This is a genomic window from Caulifigura coniformis, assembly GCF_007745175.1.
Lineage (GTDB): Bacteria > Planctomycetota > Planctomycetia > Planctomycetales > Planctomycetaceae > Caulifigura > Caulifigura coniformis.
Window position 1 is genome coordinate 186,592 of record NZ_CP036271.1, and the last position, 14,067, is coordinate 200,658.

The 14,067-nt window shown below is 64.7% G+C and carries 12 protein-coding genes; 9 read left to right on the plus strand and 3 right to left on the minus strand.

The features are described from left to right. The first annotated feature begins 38 nt into the window (after positions 1–38). From Pan44_RS00835 to Pan44_RS00860, 6 genes are all read left to right on the plus strand, one after another. Positions 39–485 (plus strand): hypothetical protein, encoded by a 447-nt coding sequence (locus tag Pan44_RS00835; RefSeq protein WP_145026324.1) that lies wholly within the window; start codon positions 39–41, stop codon positions 483–485. Between the two features lie 69 nt (positions 486–554). Then, positions 555–2,144, plus strand: coding sequence for a hypothetical protein (locus Pan44_RS00840; protein ID WP_145026328.1), 1,590 nt, complete (start codon positions 555–557; stop codon positions 2,142–2,144). Between the two features lie 47 nt (positions 2,145–2,191). Beyond that, complete coding sequence (locus Pan44_RS00845; protein WP_145026331.1) at positions 2,192–3,298, plus strand: motility associated factor glycosyltransferase family protein; 1,107 nt, start codon at positions 2,192–2,194, stop codon at positions 3,296–3,298. A gap of 1 nt (position 3,299) precedes the next feature. Then, complete coding sequence (locus Pan44_RS00850; protein ID WP_145026334.1) at positions 3,300–3,986, plus strand: glycosyltransferase family 2 protein; 687 nt, start codon at positions 3,300–3,302, stop codon at positions 3,984–3,986. Then, complete coding sequence (locus Pan44_RS00855; RefSeq protein WP_145026337.1) at positions 3,983–5,080, plus strand: glycosyltransferase; 1,098 nt, start codon at positions 3,983–3,985, stop codon at positions 5,078–5,080. Before Pan44_RS00850 ends, Pan44_RS00855 begins: the two co-directional genes overlap by 4 nt. A 22-nt stretch (positions 5,081–5,102) precedes the next feature. Then, entirely contained in the window at positions 5,103–6,044 is a 942-nt protein-coding gene (locus Pan44_RS00860) for an AAA family ATPase (RefSeq protein WP_145026340.1), read from the plus strand. Between the two features lie 4 nt (positions 6,045–6,048). Here the strand turns inward: Pan44_RS00860 and Pan44_RS00865 are convergent, their stop codons facing one another. Then, the gene (locus Pan44_RS00865; protein ID WP_197453730.1) at positions 6,049–9,420 is read right to left on the minus strand and encodes an AsmA-like C-terminal region-containing protein; all 3,372 of its coding nucleotides are present in this window, start codon (positions 9,418–9,420) and stop codon (positions 6,049–6,051) included. Between the two features lie 57 nt (positions 9,421–9,477). After that, the gene (locus tag Pan44_RS00870) at positions 9,478–10,725 is read right to left on the minus strand and encodes a glycosyltransferase family 39 protein (protein WP_145026345.1); all 1,248 of its coding nucleotides are present in this window, start codon (positions 10,723–10,725) and stop codon (positions 9,478–9,480) included. A gap of 437 nt (positions 10,726–11,162) precedes the next feature. Between Pan44_RS00870 and Pan44_RS27185 the strand changes: the two genes are divergently transcribed. The 3 genes from Pan44_RS27185 to Pan44_RS00880 all read left to right on the plus strand — a co-directional run bounded on the left by Pan44_RS27185 (position 11,163) and on the right by Pan44_RS00880 (position 12,700). Continuing rightward, positions 11,163–11,333: a hypothetical protein gene (locus Pan44_RS27185; RefSeq protein ID WP_197453731.1), complete on the plus strand. Its 171-nt coding sequence runs from the start codon at positions 11,163–11,165 to the stop codon at positions 11,331–11,333. Between the two features lie 75 nt (positions 11,334–11,408). Further along, on the plus strand, positions 11,409–12,191 hold the full coding sequence (locus Pan44_RS00875; RefSeq protein ID WP_145026348.1) for a gamma-glutamyl-gamma-aminobutyrate hydrolase family protein: 783 nt from the start codon (positions 11,409–11,411) through the stop codon (positions 12,189–12,191). 176 nt (positions 12,192–12,367) lie between these two features. Further along, positions 12,368–12,700, plus strand: coding sequence for a cupin domain-containing protein (locus tag Pan44_RS00880; RefSeq protein WP_145026351.1), 333 nt, complete (start codon positions 12,368–12,370; stop codon positions 12,698–12,700). 63 nt (positions 12,701–12,763) lie between these two features. Here the strand turns inward: Pan44_RS00880 and Pan44_RS00885 are convergent, their stop codons facing one another. Beyond that, positions 12,764–13,846 carry a hypothetical protein gene (locus tag Pan44_RS00885; protein ID WP_145026354.1) on the minus strand — a complete coding sequence of 361 codons (1,083 nt, stop codon included), beginning with the start codon at positions 13,844–13,846 and terminating at the stop codon, positions 12,764–12,766. Positions 13,847–14,067 lie beyond the last annotated feature (221 nt).

The following is a 14,067-nucleotide window of genomic DNA, read 5'->3' on the forward strand; positions in this document are numbered from 1 at the left end:
CCCGCGACATCACACACCACCAGGGATGGAATCGATCGATGTGGGTGTTTCAACCTGCGATCTGGAAAGGGGGCGCCCTGTGGCAGCTCCCGAGGCCGGTAACAGCGATCCGCCTTGCGGATTCGTGGGACTTCGAGAAGTACAAGACGCCGCTCGCCGACGGCGACATGGTGACCGGCCAGTCCCGCAACGGCGTCGACGTGCAGCTCGAAGGGCAGGTCGGGCATGTGGCCGGCTCATTGCGTCTCGATGAGAATGCGATGCTGCTGGCGATGCTCAATCTGCGGACGCGACTCGATGTCGACAACGCGGCCGGACGATTTCGCCTCGTGCTTTATCACGACGCGGCGAGCGGTCAATCGCGGTACTTCGAGAAATGCACCACGGTTCGCTTTGAAAGCGATCTCTCCGATCCACGGTTGTTCACCTACTCGATCCTCGTTCACGCCTCGTCGCCCGAGCTGGTGACGGCCGTGCTTTCGTAGCGTGCGTCGCGACGCACCTTCAGGCCCTCGCAGACTCTTTCACCGGCGCCTCGCGCCGAACGCTCATCCATGTCCCGCCGCATCCTACATCATGGACCTGATCCCGGGGCGATGCCGGTCGACATCAGCGACCGGGTCCTGGCCGGCTGCTGGTTCGAGTGGCATCGGCAGGGAGGCTGCGGCGCGGGCGAAGTCCGGCTGCGGGATGACTTCGCGGACCGCGGAGAGATCGAGCCGGGGGACTGGATCTCGATGGAGTCCGGGCCCGGCCTGCGGTGGTACCTGGGACGCGTCGAAACGAAGGAGGCCGCCTATCCGGCTGGCGTGCGACTGCGACTCGAAGGCATGGGGGTTGAGCTGGGCGAAGTCTACCCCGGAGGCTTTGGTTCGGATGCTGATGGTGTTCCTCCGCAACGCCTGGGAGCGACGGACCTGTTCTCCCTCGATCCGGATCGCGACCTCGAAACCTTTGACGCGACAGGCGATGCGGCGAGCGTCGTCCGGCTGCTGCTGTCGCGGTATGTCGAGCCAGCCGCGCACATCACCTACGCCGCCCCGCGCGTGGAAGATTCGCTGCGGCCGGCGGGGGTCGAGAGTCTCAAGGTCCGTGGAGAAGAGTCGGCCCGTTCATTGATCAAGGAGCTGGCCGTGCGGGCCGGGGCGTCGTCATGGGGGGTGGACGCGGCGGGAGAGTTCTTCTTCCTGCAGCGTCGCACGTCGATCGAACTCGTCCTGCAGATTGGCCAGAACGTCTCTGAGCTCGAAGAACTTTCCGACCGCGAGCTGTTGTTCAACCGGCTCCTGCTGACAGGGGACTACGTCTACGACCGCGCGGATGACACGGACAACATCGCCGTCCGCAGCTATCGCTGGCGCGGGAACTATGTCGAACCCGTGAGCCGTGCGGCCTATGGTGAACGCCGGCTGCGCCTCTGGATTCCGTGGATTCGCACGCAGGCCGATGCAGTCAGCTTCAGCCGGGAGTTCTTCCGCACTTACAGCCAGCCGCGGCGACGTTACCGCGTGACGACGGGCGTGATCGACGCGCCGGTGTTTCCCTGGCTGGGCGCCGTGCGACTGAAGAACGCCGCGGGCTTTGACGTCGCCACAGGAATCTGCGACGTGATCCGCGTGCGGTTCGATCGCGTGCCCCGGATGGAACTGGAGATCGGGCCCGAGGACCCGAGGAACCTGTGGCCGGAACCGGCCCAGGATGAACGCTGGGAACTGCCGGCCCGGTCGCAGGCACGTGGGGGCAACCTCTCGCTGACGTCGCTGACCGATCCGTGGACGGATGGGGGTGGCGGCGGAGACAGCGGTGGATCGGACGCGTCGACGACCGACACCGGGGGCGACACGTCGCTGACGGGCGATGCGTCCGTCGAATCGAGCATGAGCGGCCTGTCGGACCTGTCGAGCTTTTCGGACGGATTGACGACGGAGGAAGGTACGTCCCTGACCACCGATTCCAATTCCGATCCGGAGTCATCAGGCGGGTCGTCGAGTGATCCGAGCGACGAGTCGGGGGACGCCTCGACCGGTGGCGCTGGCGACAGTGATGAATCGAGTGACTTCGTCTCGGACGGCAGTGGCGAATCCTCGTTGGACAGCGATGCCTCGTCGGACGAGAGCGACGGATCGGACGCTTCTTCCAGCTGATCCGCACGTGCCGTGCCAACCTTCATTCACTCCAGCGCGAGGATTCCGTGTTCTATCGAATCCACTCCGACGGCCTGCGGATGGCCGTTGACCTGAGACATCACTACGCGGGCACGGGACGGGCGACGTGCTGGATCATCGGCGGGGGCCCGTCGTTGCGCGCGATGCCCTGCGATCGTATCCAGCTGTCACCCGTTCCGAAGTTCGCCGTCAATCTGTGCGGATTCGGGCTGATCCGGCCCGACATCTGGACGGCCTACGACCCCACCGCCCGGTTCCATCGTTCGACGTATCTCGATGGCTCCGTCCTGAAATTGCTTCCCTCACGGCGAGCGACCGACCTCGTTCCGGGGACGACGCACAAAGTGGGGGATTGTCCGAGCACACTGTTCTTCGAGCGGGACGGTCAACGCGGCTTTCACAACTTCCTCGGCGACGAGACGACCCGCGAGGAAAACCCCGGCATCGCCGACTGGCAGGACTCGCTGGTGCAGGCGATCGATTTGGCCTGGCGCCTCGGTTTCCGCCGGCTGTTCCTGGTGGGGTGCGACATGCACATCGGCCCGCCGGAGAAACACGTTCGCCGCGCGGGCCTCGGTGGAGTCCGCTACCAGCCGGAGGAATTGCTGCGAGGTTTTTACGATCGCTGTCGTGAGGCGGGTCTCGACCCGGCCAGTCTCGAGGCAGATGAACCGATTGCGCCCTACCACTTCGACGAAACGAAGTCGCTGGCGGCGGCCCTGCAGACCGACTTCCACTATTACCGCGTCGTCCAGTACCTGCGGCTGTCGCGGAGGGCCATGTCGCTCGCCGGTCTGGAGTTGATCTCGGCGACACCTTCCAGCCGGCTCAATGCGTTCTTTCCCTATCGGCCCGTCGACGACCTGCTCGACGACATTGCCGACGAAATCGGCCACCCCGCCCGTGAAGCCACGCGCGGGCAGTACTCGAAGCGGAATGAAATGGGCGCCCCGCCAGGGGCCCCGATGAAAGACTTCCGCCCGCACAACTGGGGGCCGGCGCCTCGCGCCGCGACGACCCGGGCGAACGTGGTCGGTCGTCGCTCGACGGCACAGTTGCACCGTGAAGTGCGGCTCACGGCGGCGATCGAAGACCTGCCCGAAATCGAAGTCCCGCTGCAGGAGGAGGGCTAGCATGCGAACAGCGATCGTGATGGCGCAGCATGGGCAACCGCAGCTGACGATCGCCTGCCTGCAGACGCTCCGCAGGCATCACGGGGACGAGCCGCCTGTCGTGCTGGTGGATGACGGCAGTCCGCCCGGCGATCTGGAACAGGTGCTGGCAGCGGCGATTGCGAATCTCCAGATCGTCCGGCGGCCCCATCGGGGAGTGACGGCGGCATGGAATGCGGGGGCGGCGTGCTGCACGGCCGATGTCCTGATCTTCCTCAACAACGACGTCATCACCACCGGCCCCTGGGCCGACAGGCTTGCGGACCTGCTCGTTGACCGCCGCATTGCGGTCGCAGGCGTCGAGCGCCGGAGGGAGCGACACGTTTCGCCCGAGGTGCTGTCCAGGCTGCCCACCGGGGAATTCGCTGCCGGATGGTGCTTTGCTGTTCGGCGCAGCGATTTCGAAGCGATTCATAGCTACCGCTCGGCGCTGCGCCTGTACTTCTCGGACACCGATCTGCAGTCGCGGCTGCTCGTTCGGGGCGGAACCGGTGGGGAGGGGATCGCGGCGGTTCCATTGCCGCTGAAGCATCTGGGTCATGCCACCACTTCGGCCTGCACGACCCGCCACGCGCAGTGGCAGGCCGATCGTCGCCGGTTCCAGCGGTTGTGGAAACGCGGCGGAAGCAAACGTCAGGCCTGCCGATGAAGCTTCTGCAGGTCTGCAACGTGGGCCGCATCGTTGGAGGAACGGCGGCCTGTGCCTGGTCGATCACTCGCGCCTTTCCGGACATCGAACACCATGTCGCGTTTCTCTCTCCGATCAGCGAAGAGACGGATGCGGCTTTTGGTGGCTCACGCCTGTTGCACTGCGAGCGGATCTCGAACTCGCTTGTCCGCGATCTGGGATGCGAGGCGGTGATCCTGCACAACACGGCACAAGGCCGTGTTGAACCGATCGAAGCCGCCTGGACGTTGCAGTACGTCCATTCAAAAGGGACGCGCGCGGCGGCTGATTGCACACGGTATTGCTCGTCGTGGCTGGCGAAGGCGTGCCTCGGCGACCGAGCCACGGCGGACGATGTGCTCTATCAATGTGTCCCCCGCCCGGTCGGTTCTTTGAGGCGCGAGGTTCATTGTCGGCCGCTGGTCGTCGGCCGGATCTGCACGCCGACGACGGCGAAATGGCCGGCGTCTCTCACTGATTTCTACGCCGACCTCGCGGCCCGGCTCCCCTGGGTATGGTGGGAGTTCGTCGGTTGTCCGGCGGAGTTCGAACCGGCCCTGCATGGTTCGTGCAACGGCAGGGCGGCGTTCCACCCGGCCGGATGGAGTGCGCGGTCGCACCTGGCGCGCTGGGATGCACTTCTGTACCACCACCCTTCGATGACCGAGTCGTTTGGGCGGGTGGTTGCGGAAGCGATGCGGGCGGGCTGCGTTCCGATCGTCGATGCTCGCGGTGGATTCCTGGAACAGGTCACTCCAGCCTCGGGCGAGGTGTGCGCATCAACAACGGAGTTCGCCGAGGCCCTGGGGAGGCTGAGTGAAGACGGCCGCCGGCTCGCAATGGCCGCCGAGGCGCGGCGGCGGGGAGACGAGTTGTTCTCCCTGGCGTCGTTTCGGGAGCGGCTTCTGAGGCTTTGGCGAAGCTGCGAAAACCCCGCGCTGCGATATAAAGTCGCAGTGGGTGGTCACAAACTGCGCAGTCCGTCTCCCGTGGCAAGTTTTCCCCGGTCCCGAGGGAACGGCGTCTTTGAGAGCGACGACCGCCCGGCGCAGAGTCAGTATACTCGGCGGTTTTGAAGCGACACCGCGGGAGAATCTCGTGAATTCTGAGTGGCTCAGGCTGATTCGCAACCTCGAGGACAACATTGGCCAGGCGTTGTTTGGCAAGCCCGAGGTGATCCGTCTGGCGATTGTCGCGCTGCTGTCGGAAGGCCACCTGCTGATCGAGGATGCGCCGGGCGTCGGGAAGACGTCGCTGGCCAAGGCGATCGCACAGAGCCTCAGCGCCAAGTTCGTCCGCCTGCAGTTCACTCCCGACATGCTTCCCAGCGACATCCTGGGATCGTCGGTGTTCCTGCCGAACCGGGGCGAGTTCGAGTTCCGCAAAGGACCGATCTTCACGCAGGTCCTGCTGGCGGACGAAATCAACCGCACCTCGCCGCGGACGCAAAGCGCCCTGCTCGAAGCGATGATGGAGCGGCAGGTCTCGGTGGAAGGCGTCACGCACCAGCTCGAACGGCCGTTCTTCGTTCTCGCAACCCAGAACCCGTACGAGTTCGAAGGGACGTATCCGCTTCCCGAGAACCAGCTCGATCGTTTCACACTCTGCCTGCAGATCGGTTACCCCGAGCGGGCCTTCGAGCGGCAGACGCTGGTCTCCCATCGGGAAGGGGAGCCGGTCGACAAACTGAAGCCGGCAATGAGCGTGGCTGAACTGGTTCAACTGCAGCAGGCCTCCCGCGCTGTGCGCATCGATCCCTCGATCAACGACTACATCCTGGACATCGTGGATGCGACGCGGCGGCATTCGGAGCTGATTCTCGGCACCAGCACCCGCGGCGCGATCACGCTGTACCGCGCCGTCCAGGCGGCCGCGCTGACGGAAGGCCGCGACTATGCCGTTCCCGACGACGTGAAGCGGCTGGCGGTTCCGGTGCTGGCTCACCGCGTGCAGCCGGCGGGAATGATCCGCGAAGGTCAGCGCAAGCGGGCTCAGCAGGTGATTCGCCAGATTCTCGGCGAAGTGCGTCCGCCGCAATAACGGCTCAGCGGACGGCCGTTCGGCCCATCGGCCGGCCCGCCTGTCCCCGTTCGACGGTCTCCCGCAGCTTCTGGATCGCGGGCGTCACGATCGGAACCTGGGTCGACTGAGTGACGACCGGATTGTCCGTCGTTCCACGGACGCTGATCGCCATCCACCCGCCGCCGAGCGCTTCGACGATCGGCTTCAGGATCGCGACCCGGCTGCGGGCCTGCGTGATGAACTGCAGGTCGAGCGCCTGGGTGATGTAGCCGACCGTGCCGCTGCCGGCGAGGCTGATGCTCGTTCCATCAAGCGCGATGCTGGAGAAGTTGAACTGGGCGTTCTTGATGCTGAACTCCCCGGACGCGCTGTTGAACATGAAGTTCTCGCCCGGGTTGAACGAGAGGAACTGGAACAGCTTGACGAAGACCGGCAGGTCGAGCAGGCGGGCCGGCTGGATCTGGACCCAGTTCTTGGTGCGGTCATCCGTCACGATCTTCATGGGATCCGAGCCGACGCCGCGGAGGCTGACGAAGCCCCGAATCTCGCCGAACAATCGCTCACGCCATTGGTTGGCCCGGGCGATGGCCTGGAGCTGCACGTCTTCGACATTGAGCTGCAGGGCGTAGCTCGACCGTTCCTGATTCAGCGGATCGATATTGGCTGTGGCATCGAGTGAGACACGTCCGCCGTAAACCGCCGCCTTCAACGAGCGCCCGGCGAACCGGGGCTTCACCTGGCTCGGCTTCATGCTGCTCCATGCGGGAGCTCCCACCGAGACCTGCGCCCCTTCGACCTGAAAGGGCGACTGCAGGTCGGTAAACGGAAGATCCAGGATCGTCGCCTGCTCGAACGCCGCCGAGCCAACGGCCGAAACGGTTTCCCCGTCGAACTTGCCGCTGGTGATTCCGATCACGCCGCGGACGTTCTGCATCGGCACTCCGAGCGTGATGTTTCCTCCCTGCAGCGTCGCTTCGGTCGTCCAGTGGGCCGTCACCACCTCGCTGTTGAGCGCGCCTTTCATGTCGATTCCGAGCTTCAGATCGAACGGATTCGTCGGATTGGCGTGTGTGGCGATGTCTCGCACCGCCTTCGGAAGCGCGCTTCGCAGTTCGTCGTCGATCAACAGCTTCTTGACCGTGAGTTCCTGAAGGTGGAGCCGCCACCCGGGCGAGGCACCCTTCACGATTTCGAAGTAGGCGAAGTCCTGGTCATCCCGCCCGCCGGAATCGATGTTGAGGTAGGTCTGGTCGTGGTAGGCCTGCAGGCTGCGCACGATCACACGCTCCCCATTCCACTTCGCCGCGCAGTTGAGATGCTCCCAGGCATAGGGAAGGTGCTTCGGCTTGATCCGCACATTCTTCAACTGAATGCTCGGAAGGACGACCTGGGCCGGCCGCCCCGGGCTCCAGTGGATCTCCATTTCGTGGATGTCGGCCGAGCCGCTCGGGGCGAGTTCTTCCCAGGCCTTACTCATTTCCGGCAGCGCCCGGACCGAGGCCGACTGCAGGTCGATGTCCAGGGGCAGCGTCAGGGCCGTGAAGACGAGTTCCAGCTGACCGGGGGCCGGCTGAAGGGCGAACGAGCCTTCGCCGGACACCTGGGTGACCCCCTGATCGGAGGCATGGACGCCCCGCAGGGTCCGGAACATCCAGGTGTCGGCCACCGACCGATCGAACTCGATCACTCCCGTGACATCCCTGATGTAGTACGGGAAGCGTTCGTAGTTGAGCGTCCCGCGGGAGACTTTCCCGGTCAGGCTCGAGAGCACGAACTTCCGTCCCGCACCTTCGGGCTTGTGCAGGTGGATGTCCCAGTCGGCCACGCCGCTGGCCTTGAGCGATTCGAGCACCGGGTAGAGCTTCACGAGCGCCGGCTGCTTGGAATCGGAAAAGGCCCGCAGCAGCTGGGTATCGATCGGCAACTGCGTGACGTTGATATCCAGGGTGAGCGACGCGTCGGCCGACATCGCGCCGAGAACCCCTTTGAGCGTGACGGGCCGCCCGTTCGCCTGCCCGTAGAACTCGAGCTCGAACCGCGAACCTTCCTGACGCACGCCGCCGCGGATCGAACCGACATGGTACGGAAACAATTCGTGCTTCACCGACCCATCGACAACCGACAGCTCCCGCAGCTTGATGGGCACGCCTTCGAAGGCCGAGTTGTACTCGACGTCGATCTTGAACTTCCCTTCCGGCTCCAGCTGGTCGTAGCGCACCTGCAGCGGCGCGGGAAGGTAGGAGCGGACTTCCGGTCCGATGCTGAGTTCGCTGGCCTGGAACGTGAAACGCCGTTCCGGCCGCGTTCCCTGAAACTCCCAGTGACCGTCGATGTTGAGCCTGCGATCGCCATTCGAGGCCATCAGGTTGCGGACCACGAGGCCGTCCTGGTTGATGGCCACATGTCCCTTGAGACCGTACAGCGGGGCGGGGATGTTGGGATTGGTCACCTGCCCGTCGCGCACTTCGGCGATGAGCGAGTAGGCCAGCGGCTCTCCCTTCTTCCTGCGGGACGCGTTGAACTCGACGCTCAGGTCGGCGTGCAGGCCGAGGTCTTCGAGCGTGTTTCCCGTCGAGATCGCCGGTTCGAGGACCGGCTCGGCTTCACCAGCGCTCGCGAGCCGGACCGCCCGATTCCGCCGCGCGCGTTCGTTCAACGCCGACAGGGTCGCCACCTGGTCGCGGGCCGCAGGAGAGACGCCCAGAATCGTCTGCACGATTCCGTTCAGGTCGATCTTGTCGCAGCGGCCCTTCACCGCCAGCGAGCCATGAGCGAAGTCGGCCCCGGCGCGGAGTTCGATCCGGCCGACGTGCTGGACCTGCCCCTCGATGTCGGTCGTGTATCCGTGTCGCGAGTCGGGAACGGCCGCGACGCGAATGCCGGCCGCGCGAAACTCGCTCGTGGCGGCGCCGTCGGCCGAGGCCATCTGGACGAGCACGGCCGCGTTCTCGACGATCAGGTCGGGCGGAGCCGTTTCGGAAGGACGGGGGCTCGGGAGGTTACAGTTCCAGGTGGTCAGGTCTTTCCAGTTCGCCGCATCTGCGCACCTCAGGCGGATGAGCGGGTCGGTGATCCTCGCCCGCTTCACCAGGACCTTCTGCGATTGCAGCAGCAGGTCCATGTCGAGTTCGAGGATGAGCTCCGGTGCTTCGAACAGGGTTCGCCCGTCGGAGCCGTTGAGGATGATCCCCTTCACCCGGACCTTTCCACTCCAGTCGGCCTTCGCGCTTTCGAAGGTCAGGTCCCAATCGGGAACCCGTTCCTGGATCTGCCGCAGCAGCGCCGCCTCGACCATCTTGTCGGTCTTGCGCCACAGAGCATGAGCGCCGATCGCGGCCGCTACGAAGCCGACCATGCCGATGAACAGTGAGCAGCGGAGAATTCCGCGGATCATGCCGCAAGTCGGTGGCGGAGGTGGCGACGGGTGACGCATTCGTCGGGAACGGAAGATTCAGGATTCAGGATTCGGGCGTTTGCCGAAGGTGGCGAACAGGCCGGCCGCGGCGAGGAGACTCATGGGATACTCCGCCGGGAGGCGGTAGCGGATCGAGCCGACGAAAACGGAGTGAATCGCCGCGAAGTACAGGACCGGGCCCAGGCACAGCACCAGAGGAATCCATCCGGGCCGCCCTTTCCAGATCCCCAGCAGCGTGCCAGCAAACAGGGGAATGGACGACGCGAGCACTGCGATCCACGCGGTCCAGTTGTTGAACTGGCCCGCATTGGGCCAGGGCTTCCAGTACCGGGCCAGCTTGATGAACCCGAGCTCGAGGGCGCGGAGGGGGTTGTTTTTCGCGAATTCCTTCGCCCGCCGCGCATACTCCTCGTTCATCTCGTATTCAGACATCGTCGCAAGCAGGTTCTCGCGATCGAAGAAGCTCATCTCGCTGTCGCCGGTGGCATTGGGGTTCAGGCCGTCGTACAGGCTGGGGCCCATCCAGAGCGTGGTCAGTACGAAGTGTCCCGTGACCCGCTGGTTGCGAACGGCCCAGGGCAGAAGCGTCAGGAACGTCGTTGCGCCGAGGACGGCCGCAACGCCCCATGTGATCGGCCTGGCCCGCCCCGCGACGATCGCGCACAGGGCGACGAATGGGGCCCACAACAGCCAGCTCGGACGCATGTAACACGCCAGGCTGATCAGTGCGCCACAGATGCCGGCTTGGCAGAGCAGTTTGCCAGAAGACGCCTTCTGATCGCCGAGGCCCTTCAGCAGCGATGCGGCCGGAATCAGGCTGGCGACCAGTGTCACGGCGAAGACGGTCTCGGAAAGAAACAGTGGTGAGAACGCGACGAACGTCGGCAGCACGGCGGTGATCGCAGCCGCGAGGAGCGCCGTGCGTACGTCGAACAGGCGTCGCCCGAGGAGATAGACGAGCCAGCAGCCCAGGGCGGCGACAGCCGAGAGCAACAGTCGTGCTGCCAGGGGGGATTTCCCGAACGTCACGAATGAAAGCGCCAGCACGGCCGGGAAGCCTGGCATGCGCATCACGCGTCGCGGCGGGGTGTAGTCGGCGTACTCGCGACCTTCCGCGAGATTGTCCGCCAGGTGCCAGTAGCCTGCGGCGTCGCCGGGAATGAGGTCTTGCCCGGGCGGATTGCGGGGAACGCGTGCGTCGATCGCGATGGCCGCGCCGGCGCGTGCGGTGAAGGCGATTGCCAACACCAGCGCCAATCGCCAACTCCATCCGCCGCGATCCATCGCACCGCCCCTTTCCAACCGTCCCTGCCGAATCCGTCCCTGGCCGGCCTGATCACGGTCGAATCACCGTGGGATGGTACGATGCGGCGGGAAAACGGGTCAATATGCTCCGCGGCCGGCAGGAATTGCGGGTCGCAGGAGCCGCTTCCCGAAAGTTTCGACGTGGAGATCAGTCGCCCGCCCACAACATCTGGTAGGCGTTCACCTGCTCAAGTGGAATTTGTGCACAAAATCATCAAATTGCTTTACGTCTTGAGCAACTCGGCTTAATTTGCTCGTGCACTCGCGAGTCGCTTCGGCTTGCGGATGTGAAAGGGTCGGCGGCTCGGAGTCGCTGGCTCCCGCGTCCTGGTTCGCTGTAGGAACGGCGGCCGGACGACTGAATGGGGGGAACTGATGGATCGGTTCCGGGTCTCAATTTGAGGGAAGGGATTCCCATGCTGGCAATCTGCCGTTGCGGTCTGTTCCGCTTTTTCCCGGTGGCATCGTGTGGCCTCATTGCGTGGGTGGTGACCAACCGCCTCCGCAAGGTGAAGGCGCCCGCCGTGTCACCGAGTGAATACGAACGTCTCCGCCGGATCTACGGCACGCGCCCCAGCATCAACTGAGCCCCACGGCCGCGGCTGCCGTGTGTTCTCCGGCCGCAATGGACTGACGCGTCTCGAACGAAGGGAATCGAACCGATGTGTGCCAAGCCTCTGATTGGAATCAACGCGGATTTTCGTCCTGCCAACAAGAAGGACTCCGTTCCTTTCACCTGGATTAACACGGGCTACTACGACAGCATTTCGGCGTCCGGCGGCGTGCCGGTGATCATTCCTCCGGTGGCGGAAGACGCGGACCTCAAGCAGATCCTGCAGACGCTGGACGGAGTGGTGCTCACGGGCTGCAAGCTCGACCTGGACCCGGTGAACCTCGGACTCGAGCGGCATCCTTCGACCCGTCCGATGCCCGCCCGCCGCGAAGACTTCGATCGCCGGCTGGCCCGCTTCTGCCGCGACATGAAAGTTCCCACGCTGGCCATCGGCGTCGGCATGCAGGAACTCAACGTCGTTTGCGGCGGCACGATCTTCCAGCACGTTCCGGAAGACGTGATGAAGTCGCTGCACCACCGCGACCCGGTGGAGAGCTGCCTGCGGCACGTCATCGAGATCGTCCCGGAAACTCTGATGGACCAGGTCTACGGACCGGGTGAAATCCGCGTGAACAGCGACCACCACATGGCCGTCGACCAGTGTGCTCCGATGTTCCGCGTTTCCTCCACCTCGATGGACGGCGTGATCGAATCGTACGAATCGATGGAGGACGACTGGTGGGTGATGGGCGTCCAGTTCCACCCCGAGAACCAGTCCGCCTCGGCCCTCGACCTGCAGGTGTTCGAAGTGTTCCTCCAGGGGTGCAAGGAACAGGCTCACCGCGAAATGCCGACGCTGTCGTTCGAGACGGCCCGGCGGGCTGCGGCGTAATTGCGACTGTGATCTGATTTCTGATTCCCGACAAAAGCCCAGGGGGCGCACACCTCTGGGCTTCTTTTGCGAGATAGCGGATCGGCGAAGACCATGGAGTCCTTCGACTTGATTCTCGAAATCTGAGCCGGGACCATTTTGGCAGTCCAACAGGTTCAACTCTCAGGGAGCAGGCGATGGCGATTCCGCACGCACAGCCGGGGCAGGTAATCGATGTTCGTCCGCTGGGACCGGCTCTCGCCACGGCCAGAACGACCACACTGCTCAAAACGCCTGGCCTGGAGGTGATTCGCCTCGTGTTGCCGGCAGGTAAGGTTCTCAGCCAGCACATCGCCCCTGGCGCAATCACGGTGCACTGCCTGGAAGGTAAGCTGTTGTTCACCGCCGCTGGCCAGACTCACGAGCTGACGGCCGGCCGGATGCTGTACCTGGACGCGAAAGAACCGCACTCGGTTGAGTGCGTCGAAGAGGCTTCGTTCCTGCTGACGATCGTGTTGCCCCGCGACTGAGAAAGTGTCCTTCACGAGTGGGCACAGTGCGGCTTCGTGATGCGGGCGAGGCATCTCAGGCGGTCATGCGTAAGACCCGTCATCATTGTCCCGCGACTTCACTTTCGCTCCGCTCCGCTCTTTGGCGAAGTAGGGCCCTTTCAGCAGCTCCTGGGTCGATTGCTCGATGCGGTGCATCCGGCCGCCGAGATATTCCACGCGCTGCGCGACTTCGTGGGTCGTCTGCTGCATACCGCCCGAAACGAGCGTGACGACTCCCAGGAAGAGCAGCATCTGGCCGGCCGTTGAGACGAGCCAGCCGGTCGACTGATACCGCTGGACGGCTTCTCCACCGAAGTAACCCCAGACGACGAGGGCCGTGCCGATCGTCAGCAGGCCGACGCCGAGGTAGGCCAGCAGCTGACCGAAGACCGATTCCTGCCGGCCCGGTTTGCGTCCGGCAGCGGCGGCGTAGGTCTCCATGTCGAAATGCGGCGCCTGCAGCACTGCATGGGGACGGTCATCCCGGAAGTCGCGGTTGGACCATGCCGAAGCGTGCTCGGTCCGGTCCATCGCGGCGTCGAGATTCGTTCGCTCGGGCCGGATCTCGACATGCTGGCGGGCATGTTCTTCGTGTGCGTTGTCGACGCGGAATTTCCGTGCCTCGGGTTCCCGTTCCCGGCGGGCTTCGGAGCGCGCCGGAGCCGGCCGGCCAGGACGGTGAATCTGGCGGACAGGCCGGTCGGCCGGCTTCTCACGCGGCGTTTTCGCGGCTTCCGGCTCGCGCGGGCGCGGCGAAGGAAGGAGATCTGCGCCGCCGGAGTGCGACTCTTCCGCCGCAGCGGGTGCGAGCGGGGGGGCGGACTTCGGCGCTGCCGAAGGAGCGATGTGCGGCCGGGGAACGGGAGCCGGTTCTTCAAGTTCCTGTGCAGGCGGCTCAGGCTCGGCCGCTGCGGTTGTCGCTGCGGCCACTTCGGGTGGATCGAATGACGTGAGGAGTTCGCTCCTGGACCACCGCTCCAGCAGTTCGCGGGCGGACTGTGTTTCCGGATGCTGACTTGGAGCGAACACCTTGCGGACTTCTTCGCCGCAGATTGTGCAGAGCAAACGCTGACCGTCGGCGGAGATCTCCGTCGCGACGTCCGATTGACACTGGGAGCACCACATCCCTGCTTCCCCCCTACCGCGCCGCCATCCTGCGGCTGAATCCGACGACCACACCACGACCAATCCGAGCGCCATGCGGCCGCGGCGAGTCACGCTGGAGAATTACGGGAAAACGGGTGAACGCCGCAAGACGAGGTTTGGCCGGGGCAGGGCGGGGCGGGAGTCCCTGAACAAGAAAACCCCGGCTGCCAGAAGCAGCCGGGGTTCGAATCTCCTGCGAG

Coding starts and splice junctions, on each gene's coding strand:
- Pan44_RS00835 (WP_145026324.1), top strand. CDS start 39: ATGTGGGTGTTTCAACCTGCGATCTGGAAAGGGGGCGCCCTGTGGCAG.
- Pan44_RS00840 (WP_145026328.1), top strand. CDS start 555: ATGTCCCGCCGCATCCTACATCATGGACCTGATCCCGGGGCGATGCCG.
- Pan44_RS00850 (WP_145026334.1), top strand. CDS start 3,300: ATGCGAACAGCGATCGTGATGGCGCAGCATGGGCAACCGCAGCTGACG.
- Pan44_RS00855 (WP_145026337.1), top strand. CDS start 3,983: ATGAAGCTTCTGCAGGTCTGCAACGTGGGCCGCATCGTTGGAGGAACG.
- Pan44_RS00865 (WP_197453730.1), bottom strand. CDS start 9,420: ATGATCCGCGGAATTCTCCGCTGCTCACTGTTCATCGGCATGGTCGGC.
- Pan44_RS00870 (WP_145026345.1), bottom strand. CDS start 10,725: ATGGATCGCGGCGGATGGAGTTGGCGATTGGCGCTGGTGTTGGCAATC.
- Pan44_RS27185 (WP_197453731.1), top strand. CDS start 11,163: ATGCTGGCAATCTGCCGTTGCGGTCTGTTCCGCTTTTTCCCGGTGGCA.
- Pan44_RS00875 (WP_145026348.1), top strand. CDS start 11,409: ATGTGTGCCAAGCCTCTGATTGGAATCAACGCGGATTTTCGTCCTGCC.
- Pan44_RS00880 (WP_145026351.1), top strand. CDS start 12,368: ATGGCGATTCCGCACGCACAGCCGGGGCAGGTAATCGATGTTCGTCCG.
- Pan44_RS00885 (WP_145026354.1), bottom strand. CDS start 13,846: ATGTGGTGCTCCCAGTGTCAATCGGACGTCGCGACGGAGATCTCCGCC.